This window comes from Brotaphodocola sp. (assembly GCF_983179755.1).
Map to the genome: position 1 here is coordinate 1 of NZ_CFAHBC010000031.1, position 17,503 is coordinate 17,503.

Sequence of the window (17,503 nt, forward strand, 5' to 3'; positions counted from 1 at the left end):
TTACTAACCATCTTCGTACTCTCCTTAATTATTTCTTACCAGTCTTACCAACTTTGCGTCTGATCGTCTCATCCGCATACTTGATGCCCTTGCCCTTGTACGGCTCCGGAGCTCTCTTGGAACGGATCTCTGCAGCGTACTGGCCAACTTTCTCTTTATCGATACCCTTAACCGTGATCTTATTCTGTCCGTCGAGAACGGTCTCCAGACCCTCCGGGTCCTCCATCTCTACCGGATGAGAATAACCAAGGTTCAGAGTTAATTTCTTACCCTGCTTGGATGCTCTGTAACCTACACCGTTAACCTCAAGAACCTTCTCATAACCAGCAGTAACACCAACTACCATGTTGTTGATCAGGGTTCTGGTCAGACCATGAAGAGACTTCATCTTCTTCAGATCGTTCGGTCTGGTTACTACGATATGTCCATCCTCTTCTTTGATGTCCATCTCTACTGGAAGCTCTCTCTCAAGAGTTCCCTTCGGACCTTTTACAGTCACTTTATTATTCTCAGCAATCGTAACAGTTACACCTGCCGGGATTGCGATAGGCATTCTTCCGATACGTGACATGCCACTTACCTCCTACTTAAATTTTCGGAAAACGCTTTCCTGCGTCTTCTGTTTTCAGTTACATCATATATCCGCTTCCTCACTCAGAAAACGGATGCGAAATACCAGCGGTCTTCGCGGAGATCTCAGTTTTAAGCTGAAATTACCAAACGAATGCCAGAACCTCGCCACCTACACCTAAACGACGAGCTTCCTTGTCGGTAACTACGCCCTGGTTTGTAGAAATGATTGCGGTACCAAGTCCACCGAGAACTCTCGGCAGATCCTCTTTGTTTGCGTAAACACGCAGACCCGGCTTAGAGATTCTCTTAATTCCGGTGATGATCTTCTGATTCTTGTCTGCGCCGTACTTCAGCGTGATGTGGATGGTCTTGAATGCGCCGTCCTCTACGATGTCGTACTTCTGAATATAACCCTCGTTAACCAGGATGTCAGCGATAGCGAGCTTCATCTTGGAAGAGGGAACATCTACGGTATCATGTTTTGCAGTGTTTGCGTTACGGATTCTGGTAAGCATATCTGCAATCGGATCGCTCATAGTCATGGTAGATAATTCCTCCTTGTATATACTGATTGGTTTCCTTGTCTGGACCTACACCCCAGTCAACCAAGCTCATCCGTCGCCATAATGGCTCGGATTCGCTAAGTTTCGGGATGGGCTTTCAGCGATCGCTCTACTAAGTTCATCCTTCGCCTTACAGCTCGGATTCACTAAGTTTCGCGATGGGCTTTCAGCCTACCAGCTTGCCTTCTTTACGCCCGGGATCTGGCCCTTGTATGCCAGTTCTCTAAAGCAGATACGGCAGATGCCATATTTTCTTAAATAAGCATGCGGACGTCCGCAGATTCTGCAACGATTGTACTCTCTGGTGGAGAACTTTGCAGGACGCTGCTGCTTGATCTTCATTGAAGTCTTAGCCATGGATCTTTCCTCCTATTATTTTGCAAACGGCATATTGAATAATGTCAAAAGTTCACGAGCTTCCTCATCGGTCTTGGCAGTGGTAACGAAGATGATATCCATACCTCTTACCTTGTCAACTTTATCGTATTCAATCTCAGGGAAGATCAGCTGCTCTTTGATGCCCAGAGCGTAGTTTCCTCTGCCATCGAAAGCGTTCGGGTTCACACCGCGGAAGTCACGTACACGCGGCAGAGCCAGGTTGATCAGACGATCAGCGAACTCATACATCTTCTCGCCACGCAGGGTAACCTTACATCCGATCGGCATACCCTCTCTGATCTTGAAGTTTGCGACAGACTTCTTTGCCTTGGTGGTAACTGCCTTCTGGCCAGTAATCAGCTCTAAGTCTCTTACTGCAGAATCCAGAACCTTGGCATTCTCTTTTGCTTCACCAACGCCCATGTTGATAACGATCTTATCAAGCTTCGGGACTTCCATGATGTTCTTGTATCCAAATTTTTTGATCAGAGCGTCAACGATCTCGTTCTGATACTGTTCTTTTAATCTTGCCAACTCTCGTTCCTCCTCTCTGCAATTAGTCGATTACTTTACCGGTTGCCTTTGCGACGCGGACTTTCTTGCCGTCCTTGATCTCAAAACCAACTCTGGTTGCCTTGCCATCAACTACCAGCATTACGTTGGAAGCGTCGATTGCAGCCTCGTGCTTTACGATGCCGCCCTGCGGATTTCCTGCATTCGGCTTCGTGTGCTTGGTAACCATATTACATCCTTCAACAACAACCTTACCGTCCTTAACCTGAAGAACTTTACCGGTCTTGTCTTTATCTTTTCCCGTGATAACCTTTACCAGGTCGTCTTTCTTGATCTTCTGCACAGTGGACACCTCCTTACAGTACTTCCGGAGCCAGAGAAACGATCTTCATGAACTGCTTCTCACGAAGTTCTCTTGCAACCGGCCCAAAAATACGGGTTCCTCTTGGGGTCTTGTCATCCTTAATAATTACTGCTGCGTTCTCATCGAACTTGATATAGGAACCGTCTTTACGACGTGCGCCCTTAACGGTACGTACAACAACGGCCTTAACAACATCGCCCTTCTTTACAACGCCACCTGGTGTTGCATCTTTAACGGAAGCGACGATGACATCGCCAATATTAGCATATCTTCTGGTAGATCCGCCCATAACACGAATGCACAGTAACTCTTTTGCTCCGGTGTTATCAGCAACCTTCAGTCTTGTTTCCTGCTGAACCATGCCTGATACTCCTTCCTGCTTTACTTCGCCTTCTCGATAATCTCAACCAGTCTCCATCTCTTGTCCTTAGACAGCGGTCTGGTTTCCATAACTTTAACGGTATCGCCCTTACCGCACTCGTTGTTCTCGTCATGAGCTTTCAGCTTAACGGTCTTCTTCACGATCTTGCCGTATAAGGGATGCTTAACGTGGTCCTCAATAGCAACTACGATGGTCTTATCCATCTTATCGCTTACGACCTTACCAACGCGGGTTTTTCTTAAATTTCTTTCCACGGTCATTTTTCCTCCTTATGCCAGCTTGGACTTCTCAGTAATAACAGTCTGAATCCGGGCAATGTTCTTGCGAACCTCTTTGATCCGGCTGGTATTGTCCAACTGATTGGTTGCATTCTGGAATCTCAGGTTAAAGAGTTCCTTCTTTGCTGCTACTAACTCCTCGTTCAGCTCAGCAGCAGACTTAGCCTGTAAACTTTCTACGAACTTATTAGTTTTCACTGTTATCACCGCCTTCTAACTCTGCTTTGGAAGCAATCTTACATTTGCAGGGTAACTTGTGCATGGCAAGACGCAGAGCCTCACGAGCAGTCTCCTCAGAAACGCCAGAGATCTCGAACAGTACGCGACCTGGCTTAACAACTGCTACCCAGTACTCTACTGCGCCCTTACCGGAACCCATTCGGGTCTCAGCCGGCTTTGCGGTTACTGGCTTATCCGGGAAAATCTTGATCCAGACTTTACCACCACGCTTGATGTAACGGGTCATAGCTACACGAGCTGCCTCGATCTGATTGGACTTGATCCAGCACGGCTCAGTTGCTACCAGACCGAACTCACCATAGTTAATCTTATTTCCTCTTAAAGCCTTACCAGCCATAGTTCCACGGAACTGTTTGCGGCGCTTTACTCTCTTCGGCATTAACATTATTTATCGCTCCCTTCCTTTTTTCCTCTAGTCGGAAGTACCTCGCCTTTGTAGATCCAAACCTTAACGCCAAGCTTGCCGTAGGTGGTATCTGCCTCAGCGAAACCATAGTCAATATCTGCTCTCAGGGTCTGCAGCGGAATAGTTCCCTCGCTGTAGAACTCGGTACGTGCGATATCCGCACCGCCAAGACGTCCGCCAACAGCGGTCTTGATTCCCTTGATACCGGTCTTCATGGAACGACCCATGGTAGACTTCATTGCACGACGGAAGGACACACGGTTCTCCAGCTGCTGTGCGATGTTCTCAGCAACGAGCTGAGCGTCACGATCCGGTCTCTTGATCTCTTTGATATCGATGAATACCTTCTTGTCGGTCATCTTCTGAACTTCAGCTTTCAGCTTCTCGATCTCAGAACCACCCTTACCGATAACTACGCCCGGCTTTGCGGTGAAAACGATGATCTTAACTCTGTCAGAAGCACGCTCGATCTCGATCTTGGAGATACCAGCGCTGTACAGCTTCTTCTTGAGGAAGGTACGGATGTTGTAATCTTCTACCAGGTTGTCTGCGAAGTTGCCTTCTGCATACCACTTGGAATCCCAGTCTTTAATAACGCCGACTCTGATGCCGTGCGGATTAACTTTCTGTCCCATAATTGCCTCCTATTTATCTCTCATTCAGAACAACGGTGATGTGGCTCATTCTCTTCTCGATTCTGTAAGCACGTCCCTGTGCTCTCGGGTGTACTCTCTTCATGATCGGGCCGTTGTTTGCATAGCATTCTTCTACGTAAAGCTTAGCCGGGTCCATGTTGTTGTTGTTTACTGCATTTGCAACAGCAGACTCAAGCAGCTTCCGAATCAGGGAAGAAGCATATCTGGGATTATAAGTTACAATACCAAGTGCGGTCTGCACATCTTTGCCTCTGATGGCATCTAATACGAAGCAAGCCTTCTGAACGGATACACGAGCGTAAGACAGCTTTGCGCTTGGTCTGGTATCCTTCTGGGCATTTCTTTCTCTCTTAATCTGACTTCTATGTCCTTTAGCCATTGCTAAATTACCTCCTTTCGCTCATGCCGATTAACGTTTGGTCTTCTTCTCGTCTTTACCATGTCCTCTGTAGGTTCTGGTAGCTACGAACTCACCAAGCTTGTGGCCTACCATATCCTCGGTAACATATACCGGAACATGCTTTCTACCGTCATGAACTGCAATTGTATGTCCAACCATCTGCGGGAAGATAGTAGAACGACGAGACCAGGTCTTGATAACCTGCTTCTGTCCCGATGCGTTCTGCGCGTCAACCTTTTTCAGCAGGTGCGCGTCAGCAAATGGTCCTTTTTTTAATGAACGTGCCATAGGTGTCTTCCTCCTTCAATTATTTAATGGTCTTGCCGTTACGTCTTCTTACAATCAGCTTATTAGACTGCTTGTTCTTCTTGCGGGTCTTCAGTCCCAGAGCAGGCTTGCCCCAAGGAGTGCACGGACCCGGACGGCCGATACCAGTCTTACCTTCACCACCACCATGCGGATGGTCATTCGGGTTCATAACGGAACCGCGAACGGTAGGACGAATTCCCATATGGCGTTTTCTTCCAGCCTTACCGATATTAACCAGGTTGTGCTCGCCGTTACCTACAACACCGATAGTTGCGCGGCATGCGATCGGAACCATTCTCATCTCGCCGGACGGAAGTCTCAGAGTAGCGTACTTACCTTCCTTAGCCATCAGCTGTGCAGCGTTACCAGCGGAACGAACCAGCTGACCACCCTTACCCGGGTACAGCTCGATGTTGTGGATCTGAGTACCAACCGGAATGTTAGCCAGCGGTAAGCAGTTACCTACTTTAGCCTCAGCCTCAACGCCACTCATAACCTTCATTCCGTCGGTCAGACCAGCCGGAGCAAGGATATAAGCCTTGGTTCCATCTGCATAGCAGATCAGTGCGATGTTAGCGGTTCTGTTCGGATCGTACTCGATACCGATTACAGTTGCCGGAATACCGTCTTTGCTGTTTCTCTTGAAATCGATGATTCTATATTTTCTTCTGGAGCCACCTCCACGATGTCTCACAGTGATCTTACCCTGATTGTTGCGTCCTGCATTCTTCTTTAAAGAAGTAACCAGAGACTTCTCTGGAGTGGTCTTCGTGATCTCAGCGAAGTCAGAACCGGTCATATGTCTTCTGGACGGTGTATATGGGCGGTATGTTTTAATTCCCATGACGTTCTCCTTTCAAACTTTCACACGCTTCGCAACAGCTCCGCGTGTTTCTTTATCACGGCACAGTATAGTCTCGTAATCATCACTACGCCGTATATTTTACATAAGTTCATCGCAAAGCCGACTGGCTGAGCGATGAATTTTCAATACCTTACAGACCAGCGAATACCTCGATCTCCTTGCTATCCTCAGTCAGCTGAACGATAGCCTTCTTGGTTGCTGCGGTCTTACCGAAGGTCATTCCTCTTCTCTTGTTCTTGCCTTCGTTGTTCATGGTATTTACACTCTTAACCTTGGTGCCCGGGAACATCTTCTCAACGGCATCCTTGATCATAGCCTTGTTAGCATCGGTGTGTACCAGGAAAGTATATTTCTTCGTAGCCATTGCGTTCATGCTCTTCTCGGTGATAACCGGCTTGAGAATGACATCAAAATACTGAACGTTTGCCATTATGCGTACACCTCCTCGATGTTTGCGACAGCAGTCTTGGTAGCTACTACTGTGTTGTACTTCAGAATGTCATATACGTTGATCGTATTAACATAAGCAGTCTTTACAGACGGGATATTCTTAGCGGACTTAACTACGTTCTCGCTGTCCTCGCCGATAACAACCAGAGCCTTGGAAACCTTCAGGTTGTTCAGAACGGTCTGGAACTTCTTGGTCTTGATCTCGTCAAGCTTCAGCTCATCAACAACGATGAACTTGTTCTCCTGAACGCGGGTGGTCAGTGCAGACTTCAGAGCTGCTCTCTTCTCCTTCTTGTTCAGGGTGATGGTGTAGTCTCTCGGAACCGGAGCGAATACGGTACCGCCGCCCTTCCACTGCGGAGATCTGGTTGAACCCTGTCTTGCATGACCGGTTCCCTTCTGTCTCCACGGCTTTCTTCCGCCTCCAGATACCTCAGAGCGGGTCTTTGCCTTCTGAGTGCCCTGACGCTTGTTTGCAAGCTGAGCAACTACTGCAAGGTGTACCAGGTGCTCATTTACTTCAACACCAAACACCGCATCGTTTAAGTCGATCTTGCCGACTTCATTACCTTCCATATTGTAAACAGATACGTTTGCCATCTGTGTGTTCCTCCTTTCTCGTCAAGGCTTACTTGCTAGCCTTCACTGTTTCTTTCAGCGTTACTAAAGATTTCTTCGGTCCTGGAACAGCGCCCTTAACCAGAATCAGATTATTCTCAGCGTCAACTCTGACAACCTGAAGATTCTGAACGGTTACCTGCTTGCTTCCCATGTGACCCGGCATTCCCTTACCCTTGAATACCTTGCTCGGATCGGAACATGCACCGTTGGAACCCTGATGACGATGGAACTTAGAACCATGAGCCATCGGTCCTCTGTGCTGTCCAAATCTCTTGATCGCGCCCTGGAAACCTTTTCCCTTAGAAACAGCAGTTGCATCGATCTTATCGCCAGCAGCGAAGATGTCAGCCTTGATCTCGTCCTTTACGGAGTAATCTTCTGCGTTCTCAAAACGGAACTCTCTGATAAATCTCTTATAAGAAACACCAGCCTTGTCGAAGTGTCCCTTTACCGGCTTGCTAACCAGTTTCTCTCTCTTGTCAACAAAACCAACCTGTACGGCCTTGTAGCCATCGTTCTCCATGGTCTTAACCTGCGTTACTACGCACGGACCAGCCTGAAGAACCGTTACCGGAACCAGTACACCGTCTTCGTTGAAGATCTGGGTCATTCCGACTTTGGTAGCTAAGATAGCTTTCTTCATTTCATTTCCTCCTTACAGCGGATTACCTTTTTTTGGCAATCATACTAAAGTCTTATTTCTGCTTCATTTTGATATCGATATAAACACCAGCCGGCATTTCCAGCTTAGACAGTGCATCTACGGTCTTCTGGCTCGGGGTGGTGATATCAATCAGTCTCTTGTGAGTTCTCTGCTCGAACTGCTCTCTGGAATCTTTGTACTTGTGTACCGCTCTCAGAATTGTTACAACCTCTTTCTTGGTCGGTAACGGCACCGGTCCGCTCACCTGTGCTCCTGTTTTCTTTACGGTCTCGATAATTTTTCCGGCAGACTGATCAACCAGCTGGTGATCGTAAGCCTTTAACGTGATTCTCATTACTTGACTTGCCATAAAAAAAGTCGCCTCCTTTTCGCACTTTTCATTCGAAGTACGACAAGCGGTGACTGTACACTTCTCCGTGTGTGTCGCCCTGGACCCACACTGCGTTACTGCATTACTCTATCTCTCGATACTTAATCTCGATCTTAATTACAGCTGTTCAATTTGTACAGTGACTTGTCGTCAGTTTCCTAACTTGACATTCGCTCCGCGGAAAACCTACCTCATCCCAGGTAGCAACCTCTCGTTTCATCGCTATCATGTCACAGCTTCCCTATAATATCATGTCTTTTTGGAAATTGCAAGCGGTTTTTAAATTATTTTTATGTTTTTTTATGGATACATTGTCTGGCGCGACGTAGGCAAAAAAGGATGGGCAAACCCGTGTGAGAACGAGTTTTCACACCTTATTTCGCCGGAGGCGCGCCCCATTATATACTGAATATAAATATGCTTCCCCTTCGCTTTACTCGCTCCAAGCGCTCCACTCCGGCTCTCTCGGCTCGGTGTAATCGCCTCCGCTTACAACCTCGTCATCTTCTTTCACGAGGATTCCACTGCTGTTTGTCTTATATTTCGTTCCTGTCTTGTCTTTTACAGTTGTATTCTTCACAATCTTTCCGGATGTATTGACGACATAATTGTTGTAGCGATTTCCCTGTGGAATCGAGAAAACTGTATACTGATCCCCACTGTCGGCTTTCTGGAGTTTTCCCATATAATATAGAGAATTATCCTTCACTCCGGTGTAACCCTCTCCGCCTGGAGCGAAATAATAATTCACCTGATCGCCAGCCTCATCGAGCGTAAACTTTCCTTTTAAGAGACAGCTCTGACTGCGGTCTCCAAAATAGTAGGCGGTGTAAGAATCCCCATCACTTCCCGAGTAGATTTTCTGTACCCCATAGACCGGCACTCCTCTCTCATCAAATAGATAGGTATTTCCTCCGATTTTTGAAAAATCATTCTTCTTGGCACCTCCACGCTCCGACCCCGTCTTCGGCACACCCTTGCTGTTGAAATAGAACCACTCGACATCGTGGTCGTACTGTCCCTGAAGATCTTCCGGCGGATTGATTGAGTACCAGCCCGTTTTGACCTGACCATTCTCATCCACATAGCGATAGTCGGCAATATTATCCGAATCCGATCCGGTCACACATACCCAACCTGTCTGCATGGCTCCATACTCATCAAGGCAATAATAGGAACCACCAATTTTCTTCTGACTGATGTTGTCCTTCTTCTCATCCGGCAGAACTTTCTTTCCTGTACTTCCAAAATAATACCATTTCTTTCCGTCATCCGTTTCCCACGGTGCCGGACGTTTATAGCTATCCTTCTCATCTTCCGGCGGATCAAGCTTCTGCCATCCTGTGAGCATCACACCATTTTCATCGGAATAATATCGGTTATCGTCAATCCAGCCTGTCTGCATGATGCCCTTCTCATCAAAGTAATGCAACTTGCCGTCAATTTTCTCCCATTTGCTCTTTACGCATTTGCCACTCTGATTAAAATAATAGTAATCATATCCTGATGTCTTAGAAGAATTCTCAACCTGAAGCCATTTATCGGAAATCCGGATTCCGTTTTCATCCACATAACTGTTGTCATCATCGACCCAGGAACTGACTGCCATCTGTCCGTTGCTGTCGAGATAGCGCATCGCTCCGTCCGCGCCCTGACGCCATGCATTCGTCACACGAGTATCGTTTACTCCATAATATACCCAGGTTCCATTTTCCTGCGTCCACCCGGAAGCCCATGCAGGTACTCCAAAACTGATCGATAATGCTGTGGCAAACATCACCGCCGTCAAATATTTTTCTTTTCTCATACTTCTTCCTCTCACGTTATTTTATCCTTATTATACACGTCCTGCTTTCTACGGTAAATGAAAACCTGTTATTTTTCAATCAGAATCCCTGCAATTCTGCGTTCTATTCCATCTACAAAAATCACCCGTACAACGATCAACAAGATTGTATAAAGGTGATGTAGCCAAAACAATCAATCAATGCTATAATAAGACAATCGCAAATTTGTAAGCAAACAGATTCTTCTATCGGCAGAATACTCCGATTTAAAAGCGAATGGAAAACGAATGATTTTACCGCGAGAGGATATTCGCGGTTCTCAAAGAAAGGCAGGATATACTATGTGGTTAGCAGATAACTGGAAAGACTACCAGGTAATCGACTGCTCCAGAGGTGAAAAACTGGAGCGTTGGGGAAATTATCTCCTTGTTCGTCCGGACCCGCAGGTCATCTGGGACACTCCGCGCGAGCACAAGGGATGGAGACACATGAACGGTCATTATCACCGCAGCGCAAAGGGTGGCGGTGAGTGGGAGTTTTTCGATCTTCCGGAGCAGTGGACGATCGGATACCGTGGACTCACCTTCAACTTAAAACCGTTCAGCTTCAAGCACACCGGACTCTTTCCGGAGCAGGCAGCAAACTGGGATTGGTTCAGTGACAAGATCCGTCAGGCAAATCGCCCGATCAAGGTCTTAAATCTTTTTGCATACACAGGCGGTGCGACTCTCGCAGCTGCAAAAGCAGGAGCTTCCGTCACTCACGTCGACGCTTCCAAAGGAATGGTTGCCTGGGCAAAAGAGAACGCGGTTTCCTCCGGTCTCTCAGATGCCCCGATCCGCTGGCTTGTCGATGACTGTGTGAAATTCGTAGAGCGCGAGATCCGCCGTGGCAATCACTACGACGCGATCATCATGGACCCGCCGTCCTACGGCCGTGGACCAAAGGGTGAGATCTGGAAAATTGAAGACGCCATCCACCCACTCGTCAAGCTGTGTGCACAGCTTCTCTCCGACGATCCGCTGTTTTTCCTGATCAACTCCTACACAACCGGTCTCGCTCCGGCTGTCCTGACTTACATGATCTCTCTCGAGGTCGTTTCCAAATACGGCGGTCATGTGGACTCTCAGGAAATCGGTCTCCCGGTAAAGGAAACCGGACTTGTTCTTCCGTGCGGTGCTTCCGGAAGATGGGAGAAATAAATTTCTATCAAAAAGATTTTCCTGTCATACAAAAAAATGGCTTGCGCAACTAAAACGGTTACGCAAGCCACTTTTCTTTCTTACTTTTGCGATTCTTATGCCTCCGGCTTCTCGATCTGAACGATCGCTGCCTTCTGCATCGGAATACGGCAGTTCTTGTTATTTCCAAACTCTACGATTACCGTATCGTCTGTCATATCGATGATCACACCGTAAAAACCACTGCTTGTCAGAACGGTATCGCCTACTGCTACGGAAGCAATCAGCTCTTCCTGTTTCTTCTTCTCTTTCTGCTGTGGGCGAATTGCCGTAAAATACATCAGAGCACAGAAGAAAATAATATAACCCACCAGAAGCGGCATAGACATTCCTGTTGCCTGTAACATGATACAAACTCCTCCTTATTCTCCCGCTTCCATTCCTGCCAGCTTTTCTGCTTTATAGGCTGCATAGCGGTGCTGTTCGATCGCTTCGCGAATCTCCGTCATCATTGTATTATAAAAGTACAGATTATGCAAGACACATAATCTCATTCCGAGCATTTCTTTCGCCTTGAACAGATGACGAATATACGCTCTGCTGTAAGAACGGCATGCCGGACACTGGCATCCCTCCTCGATCGGACGAGGGTCCAGTTCATATTTCTGGTTCAGCAGATTCAGCTTTCCATGATTCGTGTATACATGGCTGTGACGACCATTTCTTGACGGATATACACAGTCAAAGAAGTCTACGCCTCTGTCCACTGCTTCCAGAATGTTCGCAGGAGTTCCGACACCCATGAGGTAAGTCGGCTTGTTCTGCGGAAGGTGAGGAACGGTCACATCAAGGATGTGATACATCTCCTCATGCGTCTCTCCGACTGCAAGTCCACCGATTGCATAGCCATCGAGATCCATATCTGCGATCGTCTTTGCATGAGCAATTCGGATCTCATCGACAACACCACCCTGATTGATACCAAACAGGAGCTGTTCTTTGTTGATCGTATCCGGCAGAGAATTTAAGCGAGCCATCTCTTTCTTACAGCGCTCAAGCCATCTCGTCGTCCGTTCTACCGAATTCTGAATGTAAGAGCGCTCTGCATGGCTCGGCGGACACTCATCAAATGCCATCGCAATCGTGGAAGCGAGATTCGACTGAATCTGCATGCTCTCCTCCGGTCCCATAAAGATCTTATGACCATCGATATGAGACTGGAAGTAAACGCCTTCCTCCTTGATCTTTCTTAAACCTGCAAGGGAGAAAACCTGAAATCCGCCGGAGTCCGTGAGGATCGGGCGATCCCAGTTCATAAACTTGTGCAGACCGCCAAACTGTTTGATCAGCTTGTCACCGGTGCGCACATGCAGATGGTAGGTGTTGGAAAGCTCCACCTGAGTACCGATCTGGCGCAGGTCATCGGTGGAAACTGCGCCTTTGATTGCAGCCACCGTACCTACGTTCATAAACAACGGCGTCTGGACGGTTCCGTGAACAGTCTCCACCTCGGCACGCTTTGCGCGTCCATCCGTAGTAATCAGTTTGTATTTCATTTCTTTGCCTTTGCTTTCTTTGCTTGTGCCTTCGCCTCAGCCACCTTCTTGTTCTTCCGAACTGTCAGCTCATACCAGAGGGAACCGGACAGGCATACAGAAGAATAGGTACCGCACACAACGCCAACCATCAACGGAAGTGCAAACTCACGGATGGAGGAAACTCCCATGATGTAGAGCGCCAGAACCATCACAAATGTGGTCAGAGAAGTGTTGATGCTTCGGGTCAGGGTCTCAGTGATACTTGTGTTGACAACTTCCTCGAGCGTTCTCTTGCCCTGAATTGCCAGATTTTCACGGATACGGTCAAAAATTACGATCGTCGCGTTGATCGAGTATCCCACAATCGTCAGGACACAGGCGATAAACGTAGATCCAACCGACCATCCAAACAGTGCATAACAGGAGACAACGACGAGAACATCGTGCATCAGTGCGATGACGGAGCTTGCTGCCAGACGGATGTCGCGGAAACGAGCCCAGATGTAGAGAAGCATCAGAACACCTGCAATTGCGAGTGCAACTGCGGCATCACGCTTCATCTCCGTGCTGACTGCGCCGGAAATACTCTCAGCTGTGATCTTGCTTCCGTCCACGCCAAACTCATTTACAAGCTCTTCCTCGAGTGCCTGTCTCTGATCGACATTCAGCGTCTTCGTCTTGATGATAACCTCACTCGTTCCTGCAACCTTCTGGGTCTGCACATCGGCATCTCCGGTCACTTTCTCAACAACCGGAACGACCTTTGAAGAAATATCCTCGAGAGACATCTCCTCATTGAAGGTCACACTCGTGGAAGTACCACCGGTGAAGTCCATGCTGTAATGGAAGAGATGACCTGTCTTGGAATTGTTGATTCCCATGCCAGCTCCGCCTGCCAAAAGGATCAGAACAGAGATCGCAAAAACTGCCTTGCGGATCTTTAAGACATTGTAAACCTTCTTCGTCGTCTTACTGCCGTAGAGCTTCGGACTCTGAAGTCCGAGTGCATAGAATGCATAAAGAGCTCCTCTCGTCACAACGAGGGCGGTAAACATCGACAGAACGATACCGATTGCCAGAGTCGTTGCAAATCCCTTTACCGTACCGGAACCGCGGAAATACAGAACCACAGCGGCAATCAGCGTCGTCACATTTCCGTCAACGATTGCGGAGAGCGCTTTTGCAAATCCTGCCTTGATCGCATTCTGAACGGAGTGACCAAGACCGATCTCCTCCTTGATACGGGTAAAGATGATGACATTTGCATCAACTGCCATGCCAACTGACAGGATGATTCCTGCGATTCCCGGCAGAGTCAATGTCACCTCAAAAGCTGCCAGCAGAAGAACAACAAGTCCTACATACAGAGTCAGGGCGATCACAGCGGACAGACCCGGAAGCAGGTAAACGACAAGCATAAATACGACAAGGATTGCAAATCCGACTGCACCTGCCTTGAGGCTTGTCGAGATCGCTTCCTGTCCCAGCTTTGCGCCTACCACGTTGGAACGCAGTTCTTCAAGTTCGAGAGAAAGGGAACCGATACGGATCGTGGATGCCAGGTTCTCAGCCTCCTCGTAGGTAGCCATTCCATCGATCTGGCACTGACCTCCGGTGATTGCCTCGCGGACAACCGGAGCGGAGTAAACCTGTCCGTCGTAAATGATTGCGATTCTCTTTCCGACATTTGCTGTCGTTGCATCTGCGAACGTCTTTGTTCCCTCGTCCGTAAATGTCAGGCTTACGACATAACTCTTCTGACCGTTCTTCTGATCGATGATTCCTGCCTTTGCAGTTGCCACCTGATCTCCGGTTAAGAGCACATTTCCGCTCTCATCGGTAAACGTCAGAGAACCCGGCTTTCCGAGTTCTTCCAGAATGGCATTCGCATCGCTCACACCCGGAATATCGATGTTGATTCGATTACTGCCCTCCTGGTAAACCTCAGCCTCTGTGCTGTAATTCTGCACTCTCTGCTGAAGTTTGTAGATGGTATCGGACATCTCCTCGGAAGAAGGGTTGTCCTCCACCGCCTGATAGGTGATGCTGACACCGCCGGCAAGGTCCAGTCCGAGCTTCACATCTCCAACGGTCTTATAACCGAGAAATCCGAAACCGACAACTGCCACCAGCAGAATCAGCAGACCAATCAGACCCTTTGTCTTGCTGTTCTTCATGTTGTCTCCTTTCCGCCGTCAAAGGATTCTCCTCTCCACGGCGACTGCACCGGCTGACGATTAGTCCTCGTCAGCAAGCGCAGCTTTAATCATAATCGCACACTCAATTCTCTTCTTCTGCATTTCGCATCCGATGTCATAAGTGTCCGTGATTTTTCCGTGGAAATTGTAGGAATTTGCTGCGCATCCGCCACTGCAATAGAAGCGAGCGAAGCAATCCCGGCATTTTTCCTTTGCATATACGTTACAGAGCTTGAACTCATCGCGAATGTCCTCGCGAACGATTCCGGTATCCACATTTCCCATGAGGAACTTCTCATTGCCGACGAACTGATGGCACGGATAGAAATCTCCCCACGGAGTAACTGCAAGGTACTCCGTTCCTGAACCACAACCGGAGAGGCGCTTTGCCACACACGGTCCCTGGCTCAAATCAATCATAAAGTGGAAGAAGTTAAATCCTTTTCCCTCTTTCCTGCGCTTTAAGTACTCTACTGCAAGGCGATCGTACTCCTCAAGAATCTGCGGGAGATCTTCCTCGCGGATCGAGTACGGCTCTTCCGGTGCTGCGACAACCGGCTCCATGGAGAGCTGTTCAAATCCGAGATCTGCGTAGTGCTTTACATCCTCGCTGAAATCGAGGTTGTTGCGGGTAAAGGTTCCGCGCACATAGTAATCTCTGTCCTCACGGCTCTTTGCAAATTTCTGGAACTTCGGAACAATGATGTCGTAACTGCTTCCGTGACCGTTTCTCGTCGGACGCATGCGATCGTTAACTTCCTTTCGTCCGTCCAGACTCAGGACAACGTTCGCCATCTCACGGTTACAGAACTCCATGATCTCATCATTTAAGAGTACACCGTTTGTCGTCAGAGTGAAGCGGAACTTCTTGTTGTGTGGCTCCTCCTGGGAACGACCGTACTCAACAAGCTGTTTTACAACGTTCCAGTTCATGAGCGGTTCTCCGCCGAAGAAATCGACCTCCAGATTTCTGCGGTTTCCGGAGTTTGCGATCAGGAAATCCAAAGCCTTCTTGCCGACCTCAAAGCTCATCAGAGCACGACGACCGTGGTACTCGCCCTCCTCCGCAAAGCAATAACGGCATGCTAAATTACAGTCATGCGCGATATGCAGGCACAGCGCCTTCACGACGGTCTTTCTCTTCTTGAAATCCATCACATAGTTGTGATAAATGTCCTTTGTATACAGCTCCTCTGCATCAATCAGCTCCTGAACATCGCTCAGAGCCTCCTCAACATCTGCCTCCGGATATATCTCAGACAGCTTCTGCTTTGCCTCTGCGCGGGCTTCTGCCGGGATCGGCATAGCGGACTCGATCTCACCGATTGCCGGCTCAAGCATGGCAATTGCGTCATAAACGACATCGTCCACAACATGAACTGATCCGCTGGCAATATCCATCACGATGTTGTAACCATTATTTTTATACTGATGAATCACTTATATTCTCCTTACTATTCTGGACGGCACGCAAAAGACCCCTATCATCATACATCAATAGGGGTCTTTCTCATCCGCCTTATCGCGTTGTGACACCTGAAATTTCAGGCAGTCTTATCTGTTTGCGTTCTCGCAAGCCTGGTTGCCTACGGTGCAGGAAGTCTTACATGCAGACTGGCAGGAAGTCTGGCACTCGCCACATCCGCCCTTCTTCATGGACTCCTTCAGGGTCTTATTGGTTAAAGTCTTAACGTGCTTCATATCTCTCGCCTCCTATATTCGTTCAAGTATTGCAATTCTATCAGATTATATCATATCTACCCGAGGCGTGCAAGTGTAAAGTTGTGGCTGGTTGTTCTCTTGCACGCTCCTCATGGCGAAAGAAGTCCTACAAACTCGCTCTCGCTCCGGGTTCGACGCAGTGGTGCGTAAGATCGTAAAATACACGATCTAAGGTCCAGCGTCTCACACGGGTTTGCAGGATCTTTTTCGCCCTCGTCGCTGAGATAATACTGATAAAAAATATACCATGAAAAAAATTACAAACACAATAAATCTATCACTTAAATATTATTTTACGAACAATCTGGTAAACAGTCCAGCCACAAACCATTCCGATTGTATTTGTCATAATATCATCGACCTGAAAAAATCCTCTCTGTGTCACAAGCTGCGTACATTCGATCATTAAACTGCTGAAAAATCCAATTATCGTACATACAGGCATTTGGCGGGAAATTCTCATCTTGCCAAAACTTTTCCAAATTTGAGGAAGCAGGAAGCCATATGGCATAAAAAGAAGGACATTTTCTACAACAAAGGCATTTGCCATCGGACCACCAAAGGTCTCAAACAGTTCCAGGCTGACCTTTGTTCTTGATCCAGCCTCACGCTCAAGAAGAGTGATCTGCACGAGCATCATCAGATACATTGCCATGCACGATTTCCAAAAAAGCTGTTTCTTTGTTTCTCGGTTTAACATTCCTCTTCTCTTAACAATCGCCCGTCTGAGACTATAATAAATCAGCGCCAAAAAAGCTGTCACAGGAAGAAAACACGCCTGCTCCAGAATATCTTTCCAAACATACTTCCACATGTTTTCCACCTTACCTTTCGTATCCATTTTCCCTATTGCTTCATCCGACTAGCTGTTTCACAAAAAGAATGTGCCTTGGCATATTCTTGTGTCATGCCAACATCTTCTGTAAACTGTAACTCATCCTATCATACCAACTAACGGAACGCAAGAAAAAAGAGGACATTTCTGTAATCCATGTTATAATGTTGTTGCTGTACAAAAATCCATTCCAGTTTGTACAATATATGA

25 protein-coding genes are annotated in these 17,503 nt (G+C 47.7%); 1 reads left to right on the forward strand and 24 read right to left on the reverse strand.

The genetic code is table 11. The features are described from left to right. Positions 1 to 28: 28 nt before the first annotated feature. From rplF to AC4EVX_RS10555, 18 genes are all read right to left on the reverse strand, one after another. A complete protein-coding gene (gene rplF, locus AC4EVX_RS10470) occupies positions 29 to 571 on the reverse strand; it encodes a 50S ribosomal protein L6 (RefSeq protein ID WP_177978779.1) in 543 nt (180 codons plus the stop codon). A 142-nt stretch (positions 572 to 713) separates the two neighbouring features. Then, positions 714 to 1,115 (reverse strand): 30S ribosomal protein S8, encoded by a 402-nt coding sequence (gene rpsH / locus AC4EVX_RS10475; protein ID WP_177978781.1) that lies wholly within the window; start codon positions 1,113 to 1,115, stop codon positions 714 to 716. A 192-nt stretch (positions 1,116 to 1,307) separates the two neighbouring features. Next, positions 1,308 to 1,493, reverse strand: a complete 186-nt coding sequence (locus tag AC4EVX_RS10480) for a type Z 30S ribosomal protein S14 (protein ID WP_002566501.1) — start codon at positions 1,491 to 1,493, stop codon at positions 1,308 to 1,310. Positions 1,494 to 1,508: 15 nt separating this feature from the next. Continuing rightward, positions 1,509 to 2,048 (reverse strand): 50S ribosomal protein L5, encoded by a 540-nt coding sequence (gene rplE / locus AC4EVX_RS10485; RefSeq protein ID WP_177978783.1) that lies wholly within the window; start codon positions 2,046 to 2,048, stop codon positions 1,509 to 1,511. 22 nt (positions 2,049 to 2,070) lie between these two features. After that, positions 2,071 to 2,370 carry a 50S ribosomal protein L24 gene (rplX, locus tag AC4EVX_RS10490; protein WP_177978784.1) on the reverse strand — a complete coding sequence of 100 codons (300 nt, stop codon included), beginning with the start codon at positions 2,368 to 2,370 and terminating at the stop codon, positions 2,071 to 2,073. Between the two features lie 13 nt (positions 2,371 to 2,383). After that, positions 2,384 to 2,752 (reverse strand): 50S ribosomal protein L14, encoded by a 369-nt coding sequence (gene rplN, locus AC4EVX_RS10495; protein WP_177978786.1) that lies wholly within the window; start codon positions 2,750 to 2,752, stop codon positions 2,384 to 2,386. Between the two features lie 20 nt (positions 2,753 to 2,772). Continuing rightward, complete coding sequence (gene rpsQ / locus AC4EVX_RS10500; RefSeq protein ID WP_349061731.1) at positions 2,773 to 3,027, reverse strand: 30S ribosomal protein S17; 255 nt, start codon at positions 3,025 to 3,027, stop codon at positions 2,773 to 2,775. A gap of 15 nt (positions 3,028 to 3,042) precedes the next feature. Continuing rightward, positions 3,043 to 3,249 carry a 50S ribosomal protein L29 gene (gene rpmC / locus AC4EVX_RS10505; protein WP_177978790.1) on the reverse strand — a complete coding sequence of 69 codons (207 nt, stop codon included), beginning with the start codon at positions 3,247 to 3,249 and terminating at the stop codon, positions 3,043 to 3,045. Then, positions 3,239 to 3,676, reverse strand: coding sequence for a 50S ribosomal protein L16 (gene rplP, locus AC4EVX_RS10510; protein ID WP_177978792.1), 438 nt, complete (start codon positions 3,674 to 3,676; stop codon positions 3,239 to 3,241). The genes rpmC and rplP overlap by 11 nt, the downstream gene beginning before the upstream one ends. Beyond that, on the reverse strand, positions 3,676 to 4,332 hold the full coding sequence (gene rpsC / locus AC4EVX_RS10515) for a 30S ribosomal protein S3 (protein ID WP_177978794.1): 657 nt from the start codon (positions 4,330 to 4,332) through the stop codon (positions 3,676 to 3,678). Before rpsC ends, rplP begins: the two co-directional genes overlap by 1 nt. A gap of 13 nt (positions 4,333 to 4,345) precedes the next feature. After that, positions 4,346 to 4,732, reverse strand: coding sequence for a 50S ribosomal protein L22 (rplV, locus tag AC4EVX_RS10520; protein WP_177978804.1), 387 nt, complete (start codon positions 4,730 to 4,732; stop codon positions 4,346 to 4,348). 30 nt (positions 4,733 to 4,762) lie between these two features. Next, positions 4,763 to 5,041, reverse strand: a complete 279-nt coding sequence (gene rpsS / locus AC4EVX_RS10525) for a 30S ribosomal protein S19 (RefSeq protein WP_177978806.1) — start codon at positions 5,039 to 5,041, stop codon at positions 4,763 to 4,765. 19 nt (positions 5,042 to 5,060) lie between these two features. Continuing rightward, entirely contained in the window at positions 5,061 to 5,906 is an 846-nt protein-coding gene (rplB, locus tag AC4EVX_RS10530; RefSeq protein ID WP_177978809.1) for a 50S ribosomal protein L2, read from the reverse strand. Between the two features lie 151 nt (positions 5,907 to 6,057). Beyond that, complete coding sequence (gene rplW, locus AC4EVX_RS10535; RefSeq protein WP_177978811.1) at positions 6,058 to 6,357, reverse strand: 50S ribosomal protein L23; 300 nt, start codon at positions 6,355 to 6,357, stop codon at positions 6,058 to 6,060. Beyond that, positions 6,357 to 6,977, reverse strand: coding sequence for a 50S ribosomal protein L4 (gene rplD, locus AC4EVX_RS10540; RefSeq protein WP_177978813.1), 621 nt, complete (start codon positions 6,975 to 6,977; stop codon positions 6,357 to 6,359). Before rplD ends, rplW begins: the two co-directional genes overlap by 1 nt. Before the next feature lie 28 nt (positions 6,978 to 7,005). Beyond that, positions 7,006 to 7,641, reverse strand: coding sequence for a 50S ribosomal protein L3 (rplC, locus tag AC4EVX_RS10545; RefSeq protein WP_177978815.1), 636 nt, complete (start codon positions 7,639 to 7,641; stop codon positions 7,006 to 7,008). A 52-nt stretch (positions 7,642 to 7,693) separates the two neighbouring features. After that, entirely contained in the window at positions 7,694 to 8,011 is a 318-nt protein-coding gene (gene rpsJ / locus AC4EVX_RS10550) for a 30S ribosomal protein S10 (protein WP_118533463.1), read from the reverse strand. Between the two features lie 454 nt (positions 8,012 to 8,465). After that, a complete protein-coding gene (locus AC4EVX_RS10555; protein ID WP_490160184.1) occupies positions 8,466 to 9,839 on the reverse strand; it encodes a cell wall-binding protein in 1,374 nt (457 codons plus the stop codon). Positions 9,840 to 10,160: 321 nt separating this feature from the next. Here AC4EVX_RS10555 and AC4EVX_RS10560 point away from each other — a divergent pair, with 321 nt between their 5' ends. Then, on the forward strand, positions 10,161 to 11,021 hold the full coding sequence (locus tag AC4EVX_RS10560; RefSeq protein ID WP_177978821.1) for a class I SAM-dependent methyltransferase: 861 nt from the start codon (positions 10,161 to 10,163) through the stop codon (positions 11,019 to 11,021). A 95-nt stretch (positions 11,022 to 11,116) separates the two neighbouring features. Here the strand turns inward: AC4EVX_RS10560 and yajC are convergent, their stop codons facing one another. From yajC to AC4EVX_RS10590, 6 genes are all read right to left on the reverse strand, one after another. Further along, on the reverse strand, positions 11,117 to 11,389 hold the full coding sequence (gene yajC / locus AC4EVX_RS10565; RefSeq protein ID WP_177978860.1) for a preprotein translocase subunit YajC: 273 nt from the start codon (positions 11,387 to 11,389) through the stop codon (positions 11,117 to 11,119). A 33-nt stretch (positions 11,390 to 11,422) separates the two neighbouring features. Beyond that, positions 11,423 to 12,556, reverse strand: coding sequence for a tRNA guanosine(34) transglycosylase Tgt (gene tgt / locus AC4EVX_RS10570; protein ID WP_177978823.1), 1,134 nt, complete (start codon positions 12,554 to 12,556; stop codon positions 11,423 to 11,425). After that, positions 12,553 to 14,715 carry a protein translocase subunit SecD gene (gene secD / locus AC4EVX_RS10575; protein WP_177978825.1) on the reverse strand — a complete coding sequence of 721 codons (2,163 nt, stop codon included), beginning with the start codon at positions 14,713 to 14,715 and terminating at the stop codon, positions 12,553 to 12,555. The genes tgt and secD overlap by 4 nt, the downstream gene beginning before the upstream one ends. 60 nt (positions 14,716 to 14,775) lie before the next feature. Beyond that, entirely contained in the window at positions 14,776 to 16,176 is a 1,401-nt protein-coding gene (gene scfB, locus AC4EVX_RS10580) for a thioether cross-link-forming SCIFF peptide maturase (protein ID WP_177978827.1), read from the reverse strand. A gap of 114 nt (positions 16,177 to 16,290) precedes the next feature. Beyond that, complete coding sequence (scfA, locus tag AC4EVX_RS10585; protein ID WP_177978829.1) at positions 16,291 to 16,437, reverse strand: six-cysteine ranthipeptide SCIFF; 147 nt, start codon at positions 16,435 to 16,437, stop codon at positions 16,291 to 16,293. A 298-nt stretch (positions 16,438 to 16,735) separates the two neighbouring features. Then, a complete protein-coding gene (locus AC4EVX_RS10590; RefSeq protein WP_490160185.1) occupies positions 16,736 to 17,272 on the reverse strand; it encodes a VanZ family protein in 537 nt (178 codons plus the stop codon). Between the last annotated feature and the right edge of the window lie 231 nt (positions 17,273 to 17,503).

Bases quoted from the DNA above. Each gene is read 5' to 3' on its own strand.
- rplF (WP_177978779.1), bottom strand. From the start codon at position 571: ATGTCACGTATCGGAAGAATGCCTATCGCAATCCCGGCAGGTGTAACT.
- rpsH (WP_177978781.1), bottom strand. From the start codon at position 1,115: ATGACTATGAGCGATCCGATTGCAGATATGCTTACCAGAATCCGTAAC.
- AC4EVX_RS10480 (WP_002566501.1), bottom strand. From the start codon at position 1,493: ATGGCTAAGACTTCAATGAAGATCAAGCAGCAGCGTCCTGCAAAGTTC.
- rplN (WP_177978786.1), bottom strand. From the start codon at position 2,752: ATGGTTCAGCAGGAAACAAGACTGAAGGTTGCTGATAACACCGGAGCA.
- rplP (WP_177978792.1), bottom strand. From the start codon at position 3,676: ATGTTAATGCCGAAGAGAGTAAAGCGCCGCAAACAGTTCCGTGGAACT.
- rpsC (WP_177978794.1), bottom strand. From the start codon at position 4,332: ATGGGACAGAAAGTTAATCCGCACGGCATCAGAGTCGGCGTTATTAAA.
- rplV (WP_177978804.1), bottom strand. From the start codon at position 4,732: ATGGCTAAAGGACATAGAAGTCAGATTAAGAGAGAAAGAAATGCCCAG.
- rpsS (WP_177978806.1), bottom strand. From the start codon at position 5,041: ATGGCACGTTCATTAAAAAAAGGACCATTTGCTGACGCGCACCTGCTG.
- rplB (WP_177978809.1), bottom strand. From the start codon at position 5,906: ATGGGAATTAAAACATACCGCCCATATACACCGTCCAGAAGACATATG.
- rplW (WP_177978811.1), bottom strand. From the start codon at position 6,357: ATGGCAAACGTTCAGTATTTTGATGTCATTCTCAAGCCGGTTATCACC.
- rplD (WP_177978813.1), bottom strand. From the start codon at position 6,977: ATGGCAAACGTATCTGTTTACAATATGGAAGGTAATGAAGTCGGCAAG.
- rplC (WP_177978815.1), bottom strand. From the start codon at position 7,641: ATGAAGAAAGCTATCTTAGCTACCAAAGTCGGAATGACCCAGATCTTC.
- rpsJ (WP_118533463.1), bottom strand. From the start codon at position 8,011: ATGGCAAGTCAAGTAATGAGAATCACGTTAAAGGCTTACGATCACCAG.
- AC4EVX_RS10555 (WP_490160184.1), bottom strand. From the start codon at position 9,839: ATGAGAAAAGAAAAATATTTGACGGCGGTGATGTTTGCCACAGCATTA.
- AC4EVX_RS10560 (WP_177978821.1), top strand. From the start codon at position 10,161: ATGTGGTTAGCAGATAACTGGAAAGACTACCAGGTAATCGACTGCTCC.
- yajC (WP_177978860.1), bottom strand. From the start codon at position 11,389: ATGTCTATGCCGCTTCTGGTGGGTTATATTATTTTCTTCTGTGCTCTG.
- tgt (WP_177978823.1), bottom strand. From the start codon at position 12,556: ATGAAATACAAACTGATTACTACGGATGGACGCGCAAAGCGTGCCGAG.
- secD (WP_177978825.1), bottom strand. From the start codon at position 14,715: ATGAAGAACAGCAAGACAAAGGGTCTGATTGGTCTGCTGATTCTGCTG.
- scfA (WP_177978829.1), bottom strand. From the start codon at position 16,437: ATGAAGCACGTTAAGACTTTAACCAATAAGACCCTGAAGGAGTCCATG.
- AC4EVX_RS10590 (WP_490160185.1), bottom strand. From the start codon at position 17,272: ATGTGGAAGTATGTTTGGAAAGATATTCTGGAGCAGGCGTGTTTTCTT.